The following is a 16555-nucleotide window of genomic DNA, read 5'->3' as shown; positions in this document are numbered from 1 at the left end:
TGATCTCGCCGGCTCCGCGCCGCTGCCGTCGACCGCGCTCATGCTCGGCATTCCGGCGGCACTCGCAGGCTGCCCGGAGATCGTGCTGTGCACGCCGCCACGTGCGGACGGCAGCGTCGACCCCGCGGTGCTGTACGCCGCGGCGCGTTGCGGCATCAACCGCGTGTTCGCGCTCGGCGGCGTGCAGGCGATCGCGGCGATGGCGTTCGGCACGACGAGCGTCCCCAAGTGCGACAAGCTGTTCGGCCCCGGCAATGGTTTCGTGACCGAAGCGAAACGGCAGGTCTCGATGTCCGAGGGGGGCGCTGCGATCGACATGCCGGCCGGCCCGTCCGAAGTGCTGGTGATCGCCGACAGCGGCGCCCGTGCCGAATTCGTCGCGGCCGACCTGCTCTCGCAGGCCGAACACGGCCGCGACTCGCAGGTGCTGCTGGTCAGCGACGACGCTGCGATCCTGCAGGCCGTCTCGGACGAGATCGATTGCCAGCTGCCGCGCCTGCCGCGCCGCGACGTCGCGCGCGGGGCACTGGACGCATCGCGGCTAGTGCTGGTCGACTCGATCGACGCCGCGTTCGACGTCAGCAATGCCTACGCTCCGGAACACCTGATCCTCGCGTTGCGCGAACCGCGACGCTGGCTGCCACGCGTGGAATCCGCGGGTTCGATCTTCCTCGGCGACTGGGCACCCGAAGCGCTCGGCGACTACTGCAGTGGCACCAACCACGTCCTGCCCACCGGTGGCGCCGCGCGGTTCACGGGCGGGCTCAGCGTTTCGAGCTTCCAGGTGGCGATCACGGTGCAGGAAGTCGATGCGCGCGGCATCGCCGCCATCGGGCCGTGCGCGGTGGAGCTCGCATCCGCCGAGGGCTTGCACGCGCACGGAAATGCGGTGTCGCTGCGGCTGGAGGCCTTGGCGTGACCGGCCTGCTCGACCTTGTGCGCGACGACCTGCGCGACTTCGCGGGCTATCGCTCGGCGCGCAGCGAAAAACTGGAGGGCGACGCCTGGCTCAACGCCAACGAGGCCGCGGTGGCGAACGTTGCGGACGCCGACGGCGCGTGCCGGCGCTATCCCGATCCGCAGCCGACCGAGCTGCGCGAAAAGCTGGCCACACTTTATGGCTGCCGTCCCGGGCAGCTGATCCTCGGTCGCGGAAGCGACGAAGCGATCGACTTGCTGGTGCGCGCCTTCTGCGCGCCCGGCGACGGCGCCATCGTGATCGCCCCACCCACCTTCGGCATGTACGCCGTCTGCGCCCGGTTGCACGGCGTGCGCGTTGTCGAAGTGCCGCTCGACGACCGCGGCGAATCGTTCGGCTGTGATTTCGATGCCGTCGGAAACGGCGCAGAGGCGAACGGCGCGCGCCTGGTATTCCTGTGCTCGCCCGGCAACCCGACAGGCGCCGCTCTTCCTTCCGGCGATGTCGCGGCGCTGGCTCGCCGGCTCGACGGGCGCGCCATCGTCGTCGTCGACGAGGCCTACCAGGAGTTCGCCTCGACGCCGTCAGCGACCGCGCTGATCGGCACCCACCCGAACATCGTCGTGCTGCGCACGCTTTCGAAAGCGCATGCGCTCGCGGGTCTCCGTCTCGGTGTCGCGATCGGTGACGAATCACTGATCGCGGTTCTCCGCAGGTGCCAAGCGCCGTATCCGTTGCCCACGCCCTGCGTCGAGCTGGCGATGCGCGCGATCGACGACACCGCGCTTCCCGCCACGGAATCCGCGGTGGCCGCCGTGGTCGATGAGCGCGCACGGCTCGCGGCCGCGCTGTCGAACCTGGCATGCGTGCGTTCCGTATATCGCTCCGATGCCAACTTCATCCTCGTCCGTTTCACGGACGCGGATGCCGCGTTCGCATCGTTGCTCGCGGCCGGCGTCGTCGTCCGCGACGTGCGCGCGCAACGTGGGCTCGGCGACTCTCTGCGCATCACCGTGGGCACGCCGGCGCAGAACGATCGCGTGCTGGCTGCGCTGCGAGGTGCCCGATGAGTCGCCCGATCCTTTTCGTCGACCGCGACGGCACGCTCATCGAGGAGCCGTCGGATTTCCAGATCGACAGCTACGCCAAGCTGCGCTTCGTGACTGACGTGGTCCCGTCCATGCTCAAGCTGCGCGATGCGGGCTACGAGTTCGTGATCATTTCGAACCAGGACGGGCTGGGCACGGACGCGTATCCGCGTGAATCGTTCCAGGGTCCGCACGACCTGATGATGCAGATATTCGACAGCCAGGGCATCCGCTTCCGCGACGTGCTGATCGACACCAGTTTTCCTTCGCAGAACGCGGCGACGCGCAAGCCCGCGACGGGCCTGGTCACTGCTTACCTGAAGGATCGCTCGATCGACTGGTCGCGTTCGGCGGTGGTCGGCGATCGCCCGACCGACGTGCAGTTCGCGGACAACCTCGGCATCCGCGCGTTCCAGTTGCGCACGCCGCAATTCGGTGGCGAGTGGGACTGGGCGGGGATTGCGCATGCGCTCGCGGATGCGCCGCGGATCGCGCACGTCGAGCGCGCGACGAAGGAAACCCGCCTCGTCGTCGATGTCGACCTCGACCGGACGGCGGAACCGCACGTGCGTACCGGCCTCGGTTTTTACGACCACATGCTGGAACAGCTCGGCAAGCACGGCGGCTTCGCACTGTCGCTGGCGTGCGAAGGCGACCTGCACATCGACGAGCACCACACCGTCGAGGACGCCGCCCTCGCCCTGGGCCAGGCGCTTCGGGAAGCACTGGGAGACAAGCGCGGCATCGGGCGCTATGGCTTCGACGGACCGATGCTCGCGGCCGAGGTCACGCTGCCGATGGACGAGGCGATCGCCAGCGCCGCCGTCGACTTTTCAGGTCGTCCGTTCTTCGTATTCGACGGCGAATTCCGCCGCGAGCGCGTCGGCGATCTTCCGACCGAACTGGTGCCGCACGTCTTCCGTTCGCTGTGCGAAACAGCCGGCCTCAACCTGCACCTGACCGTTCGCGGCGACAACGACCACCACAAGGTCGAGGCGTGCTTCAAGGCGGTTGCGCGCGCGCTGCGACAGGCGCTAGCGCGCACCGGTCGAGAGGTTCCATCGACCAAGGGCATGCTCTGATGGACGTCGTGCTGATCGACGCGGGCGGCGCGAATATTGGTTCCGTTCGCTATGCCTTCGAGCGCCTCGGCGTGGCGGCGCGTTTCAGTGCGGATGCCGAGGAAATCGCGAGCGCCGGGCGCGTCGTGCTGCCGGGCGTAGGCGCCGCGGCGAACGGCATGTCGCGGCTGCGCGAACTCGGGCTCGTCGAGTGCGTCCGCGATCTGAAGCAGCCGCTGCTGGGCGTGTGCCTCGGCATGCAGCTGCTGTACGAGGGTTCGGAAGAGGGCGACGTCGAATGCCTCGGCCTGCTGCAGGGCCGCGTGCGTCGGCTGCAGGGTGGCCCCGCGCTGCGCGTGCCGCACATGGGTTGGAACACGCTGCAGGCGGTGCGTCCCGATGCGCTGCTGGAGGGCGTCAGGGCCGACGCACAGGCCTACTTCGTCCACAGCTACGCCGCACCTGTAACTGATGACGCACTCGCCACCTGCACGCACGGCGAGACGTTTGCCGCTGTCGTGCGTCGCGGCAACCGCATGGGTGCGCAGTTCCATCCGGAGCGGTCCGCTGCCGTCGGCGCGCGTCTGCTCGAGAATTTCCTGGACATGCCTGCATGAGCGGCTTCGAGATCTATCCCGCGATCGACGTGCGCGACGGCCGCGTCGTGCGCCTGCGCCAGGGCGACTACGCCCAGGAGACCCGCTACGCCGACGACGCGCTCGCGCTGGCGCAGCGCTATGCCGCCAGCGGCGCGACGTGGCTGCATCTCGTGGACCTCGACGCGGCCCGCGACGGCGGCTATTCGATCGGCGCGCTGCTGTCCGGGATCGTCGCGTCGACGGGGCTGCGCGTGCAGACGGGCGGCGGCGTCCGCAGCGAAGCTGACGTCGAACGCCTGCTGTCGACCGGCGCCTCGCGCGTCGTCGTGGGCTCGCTCGCTGTGCGCCGCCCGCAGACCGTCATCGGTTGGCTCGCGCGCTTCGGCCAGGACTGCATCACCGTCGCACTGGACACGCGCGAACACGACGGCCGCTGGACGCTGCCGACCGAAGGCTGGACGCGCGACGGCGGCGTCGACCTGTTCGATCTCGTCGACTGCTATGCAACGGCCGGGCTGCGGCACCTGCTGTGTACCGATATCGGTCGCGACGGCATGCTGGCCGGCCCCAATCTGTCGCTGTACGGCGCGATCGCGTTGCGCGCACCGCTGCTGCAGGTGCAGGCGTCGGGCGGCGCGCGATCGATCGACGACGTCACGGCATCGCGCGCTGCGGGCTGCGCGGGCATCGTGCTCGGCAAGGCGTTGCTGGAAGGCCGGCTGGACGTCGCCGAAGCGTTGCAGGCAGCGGACGCCGTGCCGTGCTGAGCCGTCGCATCATCCCGTGCCTGGACGTGCGCGACGGTCGCGTGGTCAAGGGCGTTCGGTTCCGCGACCACGTCGACATGGGCGACATCGTCGAGCTCGCGCTGCGCTACCGCGACGAGGGCGCCGACGAGCTGGTGTTCTACGACATCACGGCGAGCCCGGAGTCGCGCAGCGTCGATCGCGCGTGGGTGGAACGGGTTGCGCGGCTGATCGACATTCCGTTCTGCGTGGCGGGTGGCATCCGTAGCGTGGACGACGCGCGCGCGGTGCTGCACGCCGGGGCCGACAAGATATCGATCAACACGCCCGCGCTCGATCGCCCCGCGCTCATCGACGAACTCGCGGCAGCGTTCGGCGTGCAATGCGTGGTCGTGGGTATCGACAGCCTGCGCGATGCGGATGGCGAGTGGCGCGTGCGGCAGTACACCGGCGATCCCACCCGGATGCGGGCGCTGGCGCGCGGAACGCTCGAGTGGATCGCCGAGGCGCAGGCGCGCGGCGCGGGCGAGATCGTGCTCAATTGCATGGGCAGTGACGGTGTGCGCACGGGCTTCGACATCGAACAGCTCAGCGCCGCGCGCGCCGTGTGCGGCGTGCCGTTGGTGGCCTCCGGCGGCGCGGGCGAGGCCGCGCATTTCGTCGACGTGTTCGCGAAGGCGGACGTCGACGGGGCGCTCGCGGCGAGCGTGTTCCATTCCGGCGACGTGCGCATTCCGTCGCTCAAGAAGCAGTTGCGCCAGGCCAACATCGAGGTCCGCCATGTCTGATCCGATCCCCTTCGATGTTTCGTCCGTCGACTGGCAGAAGCAGGACGGGCTGCTGGCGGCCGTGGTCCAGGATGCGGACGACCTGCGCGTGCTGATGCTGGGCTGGATGGACCGCGACGCCCTGGTGCACACGCTGGCGACACGCACTGCGACCTTTTTCAGCCGCACCCGCCAGCGGCAGTGGACCAAGGGCGAAACCAGCGGCAACGTGCTCGACGTGGTGGATGTGCGGCTGGACTGTGACGCCGACACCGTCCTCGTGCTCGCACGCCCCCGGGGGCCCACCTGCCACCTGGGCCGCGCGAGCTGTTTCCCCGACGCACCCTCCGACTTCCTCGTGACGCTCGACGCGCTCGTGGCGACGCGCGAACGCGAGCGCCCGGCCGGCAGCTACACGACGACGCTGTTCGAAGGCGGTGTCCGTCGCGTTGCGCAGAAGGTGGGCGAGGAGGGCGTGGAAACCGCGCTCGCAGCGGTCGTGCAGGGCGACGAAGCGTTGCTTGGCGAATCGGCCGACCTGCTGTACCACCTGATCGTGCTGCTACGGGCGCGCGGCCTGTCCCTCCCGGACGCGGTGAACGTGCTCCGGTCCCGGCACGCGAGCTGACGGCCGTGCACCGCTGGTAGGCTCTGCGCTCCGACGGAGTCCACCATGTTTCGAGCCGCTTTCGTCCTCGCGTTGATCATCGCCGCGGGCAGTGCGCACGCGCAGGTGCCGCCGCCCTGCGGGGGTTCCGTTTTCGAGGATCGCAACGGCGATGGGCGACGCAATGCGGGGGAGCCGGGGCTGCCCGGCGTGCGCGTGTCCGACGGTGTTGAGATCGCCACCACCGGGCGCGACGGGCGTTTCACGCTACCAGCCGCGACCGGCCGCGCGTGGTTCGTGATCAAGCCGGCGGGATTCGCCGCCCCGCGCCGCGTCGATGGGTTGCCGCTGTTCTCGGTTGAGGCGCGCAGTGCGACGGCGTCCGCCGGCCGCGAGCGCGCCGGAGACGCCTATTCCCCATGTCCGTCGTTCGCGCTGAGCCGCGCGCAGGGGCGCGGACGCGGTCTCGACGTCCTCGTGTTCTCCGATCCGCAGCCGAAGTCACTCGTCGATGTCGGCTACTACCTGCGCGACATCGTCGAGCCTCTGGTTCGCAAGGACGGAACCCCGGCAGCCGACCTCGGCCTGACGCTCGGCGACATCGTCGGCGACGATCTCTCGCTGTATCCGCAGGTCACGGCTGCCACCATGCGCCTGCGTGCGCCGTGGCTGCACGTTGCCGGCAACCACGATGTCGACGCGGCGGCGTCGCGCGACGAGGACGCGCTGGACACGTTCCATGCGCAGTTCGGTCCCGACACGTTCGCCTGGGAAGAGTCGCAGGCCGACTTCGTGCTGCTCGACGACGTGGTGAGCCGGCCCGGCATGAAGCCCGCTTACATAGGCGGCCTGCGCGACGACCAGTTCGCATTCCTCGGGCACTACCTGCCGACGCACGACCCGCATCGCCTGCTGGTCATCGCGGTGCACATCCCGCTGTTTCCCGACGGTGGCGAAACGTTCCGGCCGGCCGATCGCGAGCGGTTGTTTGCACTACTGAAAGACGTGCCGCACGTGCTGGTACTGAGCGGCCATGGCCACGTGCAGCGCCACGTCGACCACGATGCGGGCACCGGCTGGCACGGCGCGACCGCGCTGCACGAATTCAACGTCGGCGCCGCCTGTGGGGCTTACTGGTCGGGCGTCAAGGACGCCGAAGGCATCCCGGACTCGACGATGGCGGATGGAACGCCGAACGGCACGGCGAGACTGCACGTGGGCGCCGACGGCGCGTACACGCTTGCGTGGCAGCCCGCCCGGATCACCGCAGATGCCGGGCCGCTCACGCGCGCGATGCGGCTGCACGCGCCGGCGGTGCTCAGGCGCGGCGCATATCCGGCTTGGGGCATTTACGCGAACGTCTGGATGGGCCTGCGCGACGAGCGCGTCGAGTACCGCGTCGACGGCGGCGACTGGCAACCGATGAAGCGTATCGAACAGGCGGATCCATGGATGCTGGCGGAAAACGCGCGCGACGACGCGTCGCCAGCGTTGCGCGGCTACGACCGCTCGCCCGAAGCGCAGGTCTCGACGCACCTGTGGCGCGGCGCACTGCCGACGTCGCTCGCGGCGGGGCAGCACCGCGTCGAAGTGCGCGCGTTTGACCCGTGGCAGGGCGAGCAGCATGCCGACACGGCCTATCGGCTGGAAGCCGCCTCGCCCTGACGGTTGTTCGCGCCTTGCGTCCGCGGCGTCGTCGGACGCCAGCGTGCGCCGGAGCGCGTTCCCCGGTCAGACGCCGGCGCTGGCGAACGATTCGATGCGTCGGTGCCCATGCATGGCATCTCCGCTGCGCGGCTGCGGATAGTCGTTGATGCGGTCGACCAGAAGCGTCTGCATCCCCGCCTGGCGCGCGGCGTCCAGTTCCTCGACCACGTCCGACAGGAACAGGATGTCGCCGGGCGCGGTGCCGATGGACTCGGCAATGCGCGCGTAGCTCGCCGCCTCGCGCTTGCCGCCCATCTCGGTGTCGAACCAGCCGGAGACGAGGGACGTCAGGTCCCCGGCGTCGCTATGGCCGAAGAACAGCTTCTGCGCCGCCACGCTGCCCGAGGAATACACATAGATCGGATAGCCGGCGTCACGCCATTCCCGCAGCGCGTGGGCGGCATCCGGATACATGTGCGCGGTGAAGTCGGCGCTCTCATACCCCGCGCTCCACACCATGCCCTGCAGCGCCTTCAGCGCCGTGTGCTTGCGATCCTGGTCGATCCAGCCCTGCAGCACTTCGACGATCGTGTCGTCATTGCAGATGCCGCCCTGTTCGACGGCGACCTCGTCGAGCCAGCGGCGTACGTCCGCCTCCTGCCCATGCTCGTGCACGAAAGCGGGTAGGGCGCGACGCGCGTAGGGGAACAGCACGTCCTTGACGAACGAGATGCTGCTGGTCGTGCCTTCGATGTCGGTCAGGATGGCGCGGACGGGCATGGGGAATCTCGGAATTGAAACGGGCTGCGCCTGCGGACCGGGGCTGCCGGGAATGCGACCGGACGCGGCCTCAGCCGGCGGCGCCCTTCTCGAAGCGCGGGAACCGCTGCGCGATGTCGGTGCCGGTGAAGTGGCCCACCCAGCCGTCGGCTTCGGTGAAGAAGCGGATCGCGACGAAGTCCGGCTCCGGGCCCATGTCGAACCAGTGCAGCGTGGAATCCGGCACCGAGATCAGATCGCCTTGCTCGCACTTCATCTCGTAGACCTTCTCGCCGACATGCAGCGTAAACAGGCCGGAGCCGGCGACGAAGAAGCGCACCTCGTCCTCTTTGTGGAAGTGTTCGTCGAGGAACTTCGTGCGCATCTCCGCGTGGTTCGGGTGCGCCGGCGAAATGCTCACGACGTCGACCGACTTGAAGCCGCGTTCGGCGACCAGCCGGTCGATGTCCCTGCGGTACGCGTCGAGGATGATGTCGGGCTCGTCGCCGGGTCGTACCGGTTGGCTGGCCTCCCACTGCTCGAATCCGACGCCGATCGGCGCGAGTTCGCGCGCGATGTCGGCGACATCTGTGGAGACGAAATCCGGCCGGTCCGGCGTGGTTTCGTTGAAGATGCGCAGGCGGCTCATGGCGCTCCCGTAGTGCGATTCAGGTGGAAGAAATCGACGCGCCCTGCCGGCGCATCTCGAGCTCGCAGGCGAGCAGGAACTCGAAGGCTTCGAGGTGGCGGCGTGCCTCGGGCATGTCGCGGCCCCAGGCGTAGAGGCCGTGACCCTCGATCAGGTAGCCCCAGAGCGGGCCGGCGTCGAGCAGCGCTTCCACCTGCGCGGCGAGTTCGGGCATGTCCTGCGAATTGGGCAACACCGGCAGGTCGATCGCCATGTCGTGCGTGCTGTTGCCGATGAACGCCTTCAGCAGTTCATAGCCTTCCAGTCGAATGGAACCGCGGCGCGCGTACAAGCGCGAGGCCACTGTCTGGTTCAGCGAGTGCGTGTGCAGTACGCAGCCGACGTCGTCGAACCGCGCATACAGCTGGCTGTGCAGCAGCGTCTCCGCCGACGATTTCTGCGACGTGGCGACGGGCTGACCTTCGAGGTCGACGACCATGATGTCGTCGGCCACGAGGCGACCCTTGTCGCGACCGGACACGGTGATCGCGATGTGCGACGGGTCCATGCGGCGCGAGAAGTTGCTGCTGGTCGCGGGCGTCCACCCGCGCGCGGCGAGCTCGCGCACATTGACGATGATCTCGTCGGCGCAGACGGCAAGACGCTGCGGATCGTAGGGCAGGGAAGCGGTCATGCGCGGCATTTTAGGGCAGCGGGCGTTGCGGGCGTGCATTCCGATGCGGCGAAAGGAGGCCTCGACAGCCTGAGCGGCCGGACAAAAGAAGACGGCGCGGTTTCCCGCGCCGTCCGGACATCAATAACGCTCGAACCATCACTTGTGGATATGCGGCTCGGGCTCTTCGTGCAGTTCGATCGGCTCCCCGTGCGCCAGGTGGCTGTTCTTGCGCGCGAACAGGAAGTAGATGATCAGGCCGAGCACGGCCCATGCGCAGAAGAACTTGATGGTCGGGTCCCAGCCAAGGCTGAAGAACAGCAGCAGGCAGCCACCGAGCGCGAGCGGGCCCACGATCCAGACGAGCGGCGTGCGGAACGGGCGTGCCCGGTTCGGCTCGGTACGACGCAGGATCATCACGCCCGTGCAGACCATGAAGAACGCGAACAGCGTGCCGGCATTGGAGATGTCGGCCAGCGCGCTCACCGGGAACAGCGCCGCGAAGAACGCGACGAAGATGCCCGTCGTCCACGTCACCACGTGCGGCGTGTGGAAGCGCGGGTGCACCTTTGCGAACACCGACGGCATCAGCCCGTCGCGCGCCATCGTGAACAGGATGCGCGTCTGGCCGAACATCATCATCAGCACCACCGAAGGCAGCGCGATGATCGCGGCGCCCGCGACGAGGTCACCCACGCGCGGCCAACCGATGTTGCGCAGCACGAACGCCAGCGGTTCCTTGCTCATCGACAGCGGCCCACCGGGCTGCGCGCCCATGGAGCCCACGGCCGTGTACGCAACCAGCAGGTAGAAGACCGTGCAGACGCCGAGCGAGCCGATCAGTCCGATCGGGATGTTGCGGTTCGGATTCTTGGTCTCTTCCGCCGCGGTCGAGACCGCGTCGAAGCCCACGTACGCGAAGAAGATCGATGCGGCGGCGCCCAGGACGCCCACGCCCGAAAGCGGGGTACCCCAGCCGTTCGGCAACATCGGCACGAAGTTGGTCGACTTCACCGCCGGGAACGTCAGCATCACGAACGCGGTGAGCGCGGCGATCTTGATCAGCACGAGCACCGAAGTGACCTTTGCCGACTTGCTGGTGCCGATGACCAGCAGCCAGGTGACCAGCAACGCAAGCACGAACGCGATCAGGTTGAAGCTGCCCCGCGCGGTGGTGCCATCGGGAAGGGTGACCGGGTCGAACGGCCCGGACAGCAACGCGGTCGGCAACCCCATGCCGTGCGCATGCAGGAAGCCGTTCGCATAACCCGACCACCCGACCGCCACGGCACCCGCAGCCACCGCGTACTCGAGGATCAGGGCCCAGCCGACCATCCACGCGATCAGCTCGCCCAGCACGGCGTACGAGTACGTGTAAGCCGAGCCGGAGACCGGCACCATCGCCGCGATCTCGGAGTACATCAGTGCCGTCAGCGCGCAGACGAAGCCGGCGATCAGGAACGAGTACATCATGCCGGGGCCGGCCTTCTGGGCCGCCACCGCCGTGAGCACGAAGATACCCGTGCCGATGACGGCGCCGATGCCGAGCATCGTCAGGTCGAACGCGCCGAGCTGGCGCTTGAGCGATCGCTTTTCGGCGGTCGCAAGGATCAGGTCGAGCGGCTTTCTGCGCTGGAACAGCATTCAGGTGTTCTCCCCCGGGGATAAGACCCGGCACTCGCATGCCGGGAACCCGTGGACCATATCCGCTGCCGGCGTGCGCGCACAAGTCGCTGCGAACGTGAACAGCGATAATGGTGCACCGCAACCAGACAAGCGCTGCCGTATGGACGTCATGCACGAAAGCGCCGACCCGATCGGGCGCCTGCGCTCCGACCTCGATGGCTACGCTGCGCGTTGGCCCGACGAGGCCGAAACCGTCGCGCATTTCGGCGAGCTTCTCGCGGCGCTCGACACGCGACCCTTCACCCGCGAGCGCCTCGCCGGCCACTTCACGGGCTCGGCGTGGCTGGTGGATCGCGGCGGTACGCGCGTCCTGCTCACGCATCACCGCAAGCTCGGTCGCTGGCTGCAGCTCGGCGGCCATGCCGACGGCGATCCCGACCTCTCGCGCGTCGCGCTCAAGGAGGCCGAGGAGGAATCGGGGCTCGACGACCTGACACTCGAGCCCGGCCTGTTCGACCTGGACCGCCACTGGATCCCCGCGCGCGGCGACACGCCCGCGCATTGGCACTACGACGTGCGGTACGTCGTGCGCGCGGGCGGCAACGAGGCATTCGTCGTCAGCGACGAGTCGCTGGCACTGGCGTGGCGCGAGGTGCACGAACTGCTGCACGAGCCGGCGTCGGACGACTCGGTGCGCCGGATGTCACGCAAGTGGCTCGAGCGCCATTCGCCCGGCGGTTGACGTCTCGAGGCGACGGCGCGCGCTGCGCCATGCCGGGCGCAGATTCGCGCGACGGCCCGGCGCGCCGTCAGGCGACCGGGCTACACGTGCAACCGATCAGTCGGCCCGACCGGCAAACTCGCCCGTCGTCGTGTTCACCAGCACACGCTCGCCGTTGCCGATGTATTCGGGAACCATGATCTCGAGGCCGGTCGACAGGCGCGCCGGCTTCGGGCGCTTGGTGGCCGTGCCGCCCTTGAGTTCCGGCGGCGTCTCCACGACCTCCATCGTCACCGTCTGCGGCAACTGCAGCCCGACCGGCGCGTCGTCGATGACCTGGATGTAGCAGCCGGCAAGGTCCGGCACCACGTAGCCCGCCAGATCGCCGACCACGTCCGCGTCGAGCGCGTAGGGCGTGTAGTCCTCGTCATCGAGGAACACGAATGCCTCGCCATCCTTGTAGGAAAAGGTGGCCTGACGGCGCGCCAGGTCGACTTCGCGCAGGTCGTCGTCGCCGTCGAAGCTGGCGTCGAGCTTGTTCGCGCCCGGCACGCTGTACATCGTGAAGCGGAAGCGCACGTTCCCGCCGCGCCCCTGCGGCGAGCTGCGCTCGATGTCGCGGATCTGGTACACGCCGCCGTTATGTTCGACGACGTTGCCCTTCTTGATGTCGTAAGCCTTCATGTGCAGCCCGTGGTTCGTGTTCGTTTGGAGGCGCGGTGTGCAAGCGCCCCGAGCATTGGTGCAGCGTTACTTCGGCGCGAGGCGCGTTGCGCCGTCGAGGCGGATCGTCTCGCCGTTGATGTACGTGTTGCCGAGGATGTATGCGGCGAGGTCCGCGAACTCCTCGGGCTTGCCAAGCCGCGACGGAAACGGGATCGACGCGGCCAACGACTGCTGCACGCTGTCCGGCATTCCGTCGACCATCGGCGTCCAGAAGACGCCGGGCGCGATGGTCACCACGCGGATGCCGAAGCGGGCGAGTTCGCGCGCCATCGGCAGCGTCATCGCCACCACGCCGCCCTTGGACGCCGAGTACGCCGCCTGCCCGATCTGCCCTTCGTAGGCCGCCACCGACGCGGTGTTGATGATCACGCCGCGCTCGCCGTCTGGGCCGGCTTCGTTGTTCTGCATCAGTGCCGCGCAGGCCTTGGCGACGTTGAACGAGCCGACCAGGTTCACCATCACCGTGCCCTGGAACTGCGACAGCGGCATCGCTCCTTCCTTGCCCAGCACCCGACCGGCGCCGAGGATGCCGGCGCAGTTCATGGTCACGTTCAGGCCGCCGAGGAACGCGGCAGCCGCTGCCACGTTCGCGACGACGCCGGCCTCGTCGGTCACGTCGGTGCGGAAGAATTTCGCCTTGTCCGCGCCCAGTTCGGCGACCGCCAGCTCGCCCTTTTCCGCATTGACGTCGAACAGCGCCACGCGCCCACCGTCGCGGACGAGGCGCTGCGCCACGGCGAAGCCCAGGCCGGACACACCACCGGTAATTACGGCGCGGGCATTTGAAGTCTGCATGGCGGTCCCTCGAGGCACTGGAAAGGCGGCGATTCTACCGGGCTGCCGCAGGAGAGGCCCGCCGGAGCGGTGTGAGTGAAACCTGCCGACACGTAGCGACGTGCGCCTCCACCGGTCGACCGCCGCGCAGCCGACGCAGCCAAGACCGTTGGTGCGTGGCGCCCGGCCGCTGCGTCAGGGCCGGTCAGCGCGCGCCCTGCGGCGCGTCGCTCTCCGGCTGTCGATAAGACACGCCGTCCTTCATCGCTAGCACCGGCTTGCGCAGGTCTTCGATATGCAACGTCGGGTCGCCTGCGAATGCGGCCAGATCCGCCCTCAGGCCGACCGCGATGCGGCCGAAGCGGTCCTGCTGCTTCAGGATCGCGGCGGCCGTCGACGTGCATGCGCGCATGGCGTCGACCGGCGACATCCCGGCCTTCACCATCAGCGCCGGTTCGCGCCAGTTGTCGCCATGGCGGAACACGCCGACGTCGCTGCCGCAGCCGATCGTCACGCCCTCGGCCATCGCCGTGCGAAACGCCTTTTGCGATTCGGCGATCTTTGCGGTGGCCGGCGTCGTGCCCGCGACGTAATGGTTGAAGTAGGTCTCCGTCGCCTCGACCGCGGTGAGCGTCGGCAGGTAGGCGACGTGCCGGTCGTGCATCAGCCGGAAGGTCGCAGGCGTCCCGCCGTAGCCGTGCTCGATCGTGTTGACGCCGGCTTCCACCGCCATGCGCATGCCCGCGTCGGTGGCTGCATGCGCGGCCACCGGCCGCCCGCCGGTGTGCGCCGCCTCGACGATGGCGTGCATCTCCGCAGCCGTGAACGCGGGCTGCGTGGTGCCGTTCGGACCCACGCGATAGTCCGCATAGAACTTGATCCAGTCGGCACCGCGCCCGGCCTGTTCGCGCACCGCGCGGGTCGCTTCATCGGCGCCGCTGATCTCCTGCGCGCCGCCGGGCAAGTCAGCGTCCGGGCGGAATCCCCGCGGGCCCGGACCATAGCTCGACGTCGCGACGATTGCGCGCGTCGACACGAACAGCCGCGGGCCGGCGACCAGGCCTTCGTCGATCGCCCGCTTGAGCGCCACGTCGGCGAAGCCCGCGCCCTCGGTGCCCAGGTCGCGCAACGTGGTGAAGCCGGCGCGCAGCGTGTCGCCGGCGAATTTGGCGGCCTGCAGCGTGCGATACGCTTCCGGCTCCTTCAGCACCTGGTCATTCCAGCTCTCTTCGTCGTAGGGATGCAGGAACAGGTGCGAGTGCAGGTCGATGAGCCCAGGCGTCAGCGTGGCGCCCGGGAGCTCCATGCGGCGCGCGTCGGCAGGTGCGGCGATTCCCGCCGCCGGCCCGACCGCGGCGATCGCGCCATCGCGCACCAGCACCGTCCAGCCGGCATGCGAAGCGCCTTCGCCGGTCCACACACGTGCCGGGACGAGCAGGAACGTTTCGGCTCGCACCGGCAACGCCGCGAGCAGAGCCAGCGACAGCACCGCGCACAGCACACGTTTCATGTCAGAGCTCCCTCAGGTACCAGAGGTCGCAGCCGCCGTGCCCGGTCGCGCCCATGGGCGCGTCGATCCGCATGAAACCCGAACGCTCGTACAGCCGCATCGCTGCGTCCATGCCCGTGAGCGTTTCGAGATAGCAGCGGGTGAAGCCGAATTCACGCGCCTTCTCCAGCGACCTTTCCATCAGCGCGGCGCCCGCACCAAGGCCGCGAGCGGTCGGCAGGAAATACATCTTGCGAAGTTCGCAGGTACTTGCATCGCCGCCGTCCAGCTGCGCGACACCGCCGCCGCCGACCACCTCGCCATTTACCTCGACCACGAAGTAGGCACTGCGCGGCGCGGAGTACGCGCGATGCATCCAGTCCACCTCCGGATCGTTGATCGCGAAGCCCGAGCCGCAGGCGCCGAATTCGGGCATCACGGTGCGGATGATGTGCGCCATGGCCGAGTCGTCGCGCGCCTCGATGTGACGGATGGTGTAGTCGGCGCGCGTCATGCGTCGGGGCTCCGGGCGCGCGTGACCTTGCTCGACGTTTCGCGGCCCAGCAACGCAGCGAGCCAGCGACCCGTGTCGACCAGTGAGTCGAGGTCCACGCCCGTCGACATGCCCATCCCGTGCAGCATGTAGACGGCGTCCTCGGTGGCGACGTTGCCGCTCGCGCCTTTCGCGTACGGACATCCACCGGTGCCGGAGACCGCGGCATCGACCACGCGCACGCCTTCCTCGATGCACGCGAGGATGTTCGCGAGCGCCTGGCCGTACGTATCGTGGAAGTGCACGGCCAGTGCCTTCATCGGCACTTCGCCGGCCACGGCGCGCAACATGGCGCGCGCCTTGGTCGGGGTGCCCGTACCGATGGTATCGCCGAGCGAGACCTCCTCGCAGCCCATCTGATGGAGCGCGCTCGCCACGCGGACCACGTCGGCGACGTCGACGTCGCCCTGGTACGGGCAGCCGAGTACGGTGGACACGTAGCCGCGAACGCGCACGCCGTCCGCCCTGGCGCGCACCATGACTGGTGCAAAGCGCGCGAGCGATTCCTCGATCGACGCGTTGATGTTCTTGCGGTTGAACGATTCCGACGCCGCGGAAAACACCGCGATGTGCGAGACGCCGACTTCGCGCGCGCGCTCATACCCCTGCAGGTTCGGCACCAGCACGGGGTAGTCGACGCCGCTTCGCTTCGTGATGCCGCGGTAGACATCCGCCGCATCCGCGAGCTGCGGCACCCACTTGGGGCTGACGAAGCTGGTCGCCTCGATCACGGGCAGCCCGGTCGCCGACAACCGATTGATCAGCGCGATCTTGTCGGCCGTCGCGATGATGGTCTTTTCGTTCTGCAGCCCGTCGCGCGGGCCGACTTCGACGATGCGTACGAAGTCGCTCACGACACCGCCTCGAGCAGCACCAGCGCCGCGTCGCCGTCGACGAAATCGCCGGTGGCGCCGCGCACCTCCGAAACCACGCCGTCGCGTGGCGACTTGAGGCTCAGCTCCATCTTCATGGCTTCGATCACCATGACCTCCTGCCCGAGGGTGACGGCATCACCGGGCTGCACGCGTGTCACCACGATGCGGCCGGGCATCGGCGCCAGCACGCGGTCGGCGCCGGCGCCGACCACCTCGTGCGACGCGTCGTAGAGGCCGGCGTGCGCAAGGGTGACGCGTCGTTCGCCGTCATGCGCGGTCCATGCACCGGCAGTGCCG

At 68.8% G+C, this 16555-nt stretch carries 19 protein-coding genes; 9 read left to right on the top strand and 10 right to left on the bottom strand.

Going from position 1 to position 16555, the window contains the following annotated elements; translation table 11 throughout:
- The 8 genes from hisD to FW784_RS06870 form a co-directional block, all read left to right on the top strand.
- A partial coding sequence (gene hisD / locus FW784_RS06905) for a histidinol dehydrogenase (protein WP_149352623.1) occupies positions 1-919 on the top strand: 919 nt, incomplete at its 5' end.
- Positions 916-1989: a histidinol-phosphate transaminase gene (hisC, locus tag FW784_RS06900; RefSeq protein ID WP_149352622.1), complete on the top strand. Its 1074-nt coding sequence runs from the start codon at positions 916-918 to the stop codon at positions 1987-1989. The genes hisD and hisC, both read left to right, overlap by 4 nt.
- Complete coding sequence (hisB, locus tag FW784_RS06895; protein WP_149352621.1) at positions 1986-3089, top strand: bifunctional histidinol-phosphatase/imidazoleglycerol-phosphate dehydratase HisB; 1104 nt, start codon at positions 1986-1988, stop codon at positions 3087-3089. Before hisC ends, hisB begins: the two co-directional genes overlap by 4 nt.
- Entirely contained in the window at positions 3086-3685 is a 600-nt protein-coding gene (gene hisH, locus FW784_RS06890) for an imidazole glycerol phosphate synthase subunit HisH (protein WP_149352624.1), read from the top strand. The genes hisB and hisH overlap by 4 nt, the downstream gene beginning before the upstream one ends.
- Entirely contained in the window at positions 3682-4434 is a 753-nt protein-coding gene (gene hisA / locus FW784_RS06885; RefSeq protein ID WP_149352620.1) for a 1-(5-phosphoribosyl)-5-[(5-phosphoribosylamino)methylideneamino]imidazole-4-carboxamide isomerase, read from the top strand. Before hisH ends, hisA begins: the two co-directional genes overlap by 4 nt.
- The gene (hisF, locus tag FW784_RS06880; RefSeq protein WP_149352619.1) at positions 4428-5201 is read left to right on the top strand and encodes an imidazole glycerol phosphate synthase subunit HisF; all 774 of its coding nucleotides are present in this window, start codon (positions 4428-4430) and stop codon (positions 5199-5201) included. Before hisA ends, hisF begins: the two co-directional genes overlap by 7 nt.
- A complete protein-coding gene (gene hisIE / locus FW784_RS06875) occupies positions 5194-5808 on the top strand; it encodes a bifunctional phosphoribosyl-AMP cyclohydrolase/phosphoribosyl-ATP diphosphatase HisIE (RefSeq protein ID WP_149352618.1) in 615 nt (204 codons plus the stop codon). Before hisF ends, hisIE begins: the two co-directional genes overlap by 8 nt.
- A 45-nt stretch (positions 5809-5853) precedes the next feature.
- Positions 5854-7452, top strand: a complete 1599-nt coding sequence (locus FW784_RS06870; protein ID WP_149352617.1) for a calcineurin-like phosphoesterase C-terminal domain-containing protein — start codon at positions 5854-5856, stop codon at positions 7450-7452.
- A 66-nt stretch (positions 7453-7518) separates the two neighbouring features.
- Here the strand turns inward: FW784_RS06870 and mtnC are convergent, their stop codons facing one another.
- From mtnC to FW784_RS06850, 4 genes are all read right to left on the bottom strand, one after another.
- Positions 7519-8214 carry an acireductone synthase gene (gene mtnC, locus FW784_RS06865; protein WP_149352616.1) on the bottom strand — a complete coding sequence of 232 codons (696 nt, stop codon included), beginning with the start codon at positions 8212-8214 and terminating at the stop codon, positions 7519-7521.
- A gap of 70 nt (positions 8215-8284) precedes the next feature.
- The gene (locus FW784_RS06860; RefSeq protein ID WP_149352615.1) at positions 8285-8842 is read right to left on the bottom strand and encodes a 1,2-dihydroxy-3-keto-5-methylthiopentene dioxygenase; all 558 of its coding nucleotides are present in this window, start codon (positions 8840-8842) and stop codon (positions 8285-8287) included.
- A 19-nt stretch (positions 8843-8861) separates the two neighbouring features.
- Positions 8862-9524 carry a methylthioribulose 1-phosphate dehydratase gene (locus FW784_RS06855; RefSeq protein WP_149352614.1) on the bottom strand — a complete coding sequence of 221 codons (663 nt, stop codon included), beginning with the start codon at positions 9522-9524 and terminating at the stop codon, positions 8862-8864.
- Positions 9525-9653: 129 nt separating this feature from the next.
- A complete protein-coding gene (locus FW784_RS06850; RefSeq protein ID WP_149352613.1) occupies positions 9654-11138 on the bottom strand; it encodes an amino acid permease in 1485 nt (494 codons plus the stop codon).
- A 142-nt stretch (positions 11139-11280) separates the two neighbouring features.
- On the opposite strand from FW784_RS06850, the gene FW784_RS06845 reads away from it, so the two are divergent.
- Entirely contained in the window at positions 11281-11862 is a 582-nt protein-coding gene (locus FW784_RS06845; protein WP_425481602.1) for an NUDIX hydrolase, read from the top strand.
- Positions 11863-11958: 96 nt separating this feature from the next.
- Here the strand turns inward: FW784_RS06845 and yeiP are convergent, their stop codons facing one another.
- The 6 genes from yeiP to FW784_RS06815 form a co-directional block, all read right to left on the bottom strand.
- On the bottom strand, positions 11959-12525 hold the full coding sequence (yeiP, locus tag FW784_RS06840; protein ID WP_149352611.1) for an elongation factor P-like protein YeiP: 567 nt from the start codon (positions 12523-12525) through the stop codon (positions 11959-11961).
- A 66-nt stretch (positions 12526-12591) separates the two neighbouring features.
- The gene (locus tag FW784_RS06835; protein WP_149352610.1) at positions 12592-13362 is read right to left on the bottom strand and encodes an SDR family NAD(P)-dependent oxidoreductase; all 771 of its coding nucleotides are present in this window, start codon (positions 13360-13362) and stop codon (positions 12592-12594) included.
- 184 nt (positions 13363-13546) lie between these two features.
- Positions 13547-14851 (bottom strand): metal-dependent hydrolase family protein, encoded by a 1305-nt coding sequence (locus FW784_RS06830; protein WP_149352609.1) that lies wholly within the window; start codon positions 14849-14851, stop codon positions 13547-13549.
- A gap of 1 nt (position 14852) precedes the next feature.
- The gene (locus FW784_RS06825; protein ID WP_149352608.1) at positions 14853-15344 is read right to left on the bottom strand and encodes a GNAT family N-acetyltransferase; all 492 of its coding nucleotides are present in this window, start codon (positions 15342-15344) and stop codon (positions 14853-14855) included.
- Positions 15341-16237: a hydroxymethylglutaryl-CoA lyase gene (locus tag FW784_RS06820; protein WP_149352607.1), complete on the bottom strand. Its 897-nt coding sequence runs from the start codon at positions 16235-16237 to the stop codon at positions 15341-15343. The genes FW784_RS06825 and FW784_RS06820 overlap by 4 nt, the downstream gene beginning before the upstream one ends.
- Positions 16234-16555: acyl-CoA carboxylase biotin carboxyl carrier protein subunit (locus FW784_RS06815; RefSeq protein ID WP_149352606.1), on the bottom strand; the 322-nt coding region annotated here is incomplete at its 5' end. The genes FW784_RS06820 and FW784_RS06815, both read right to left, overlap by 4 nt.

Source organism: Cognatilysobacter lacus (genome assembly GCF_008274655.1).
GTDB lineage: Bacteria > Pseudomonadota > Gammaproteobacteria > Xanthomonadales > Xanthomonadaceae > Cognatilysobacter > Cognatilysobacter lacus.
The sequence above is the reverse complement of the archived record's forward strand: the minus strand, read 5'-3'. Positions and strand labels throughout refer to the sequence as shown.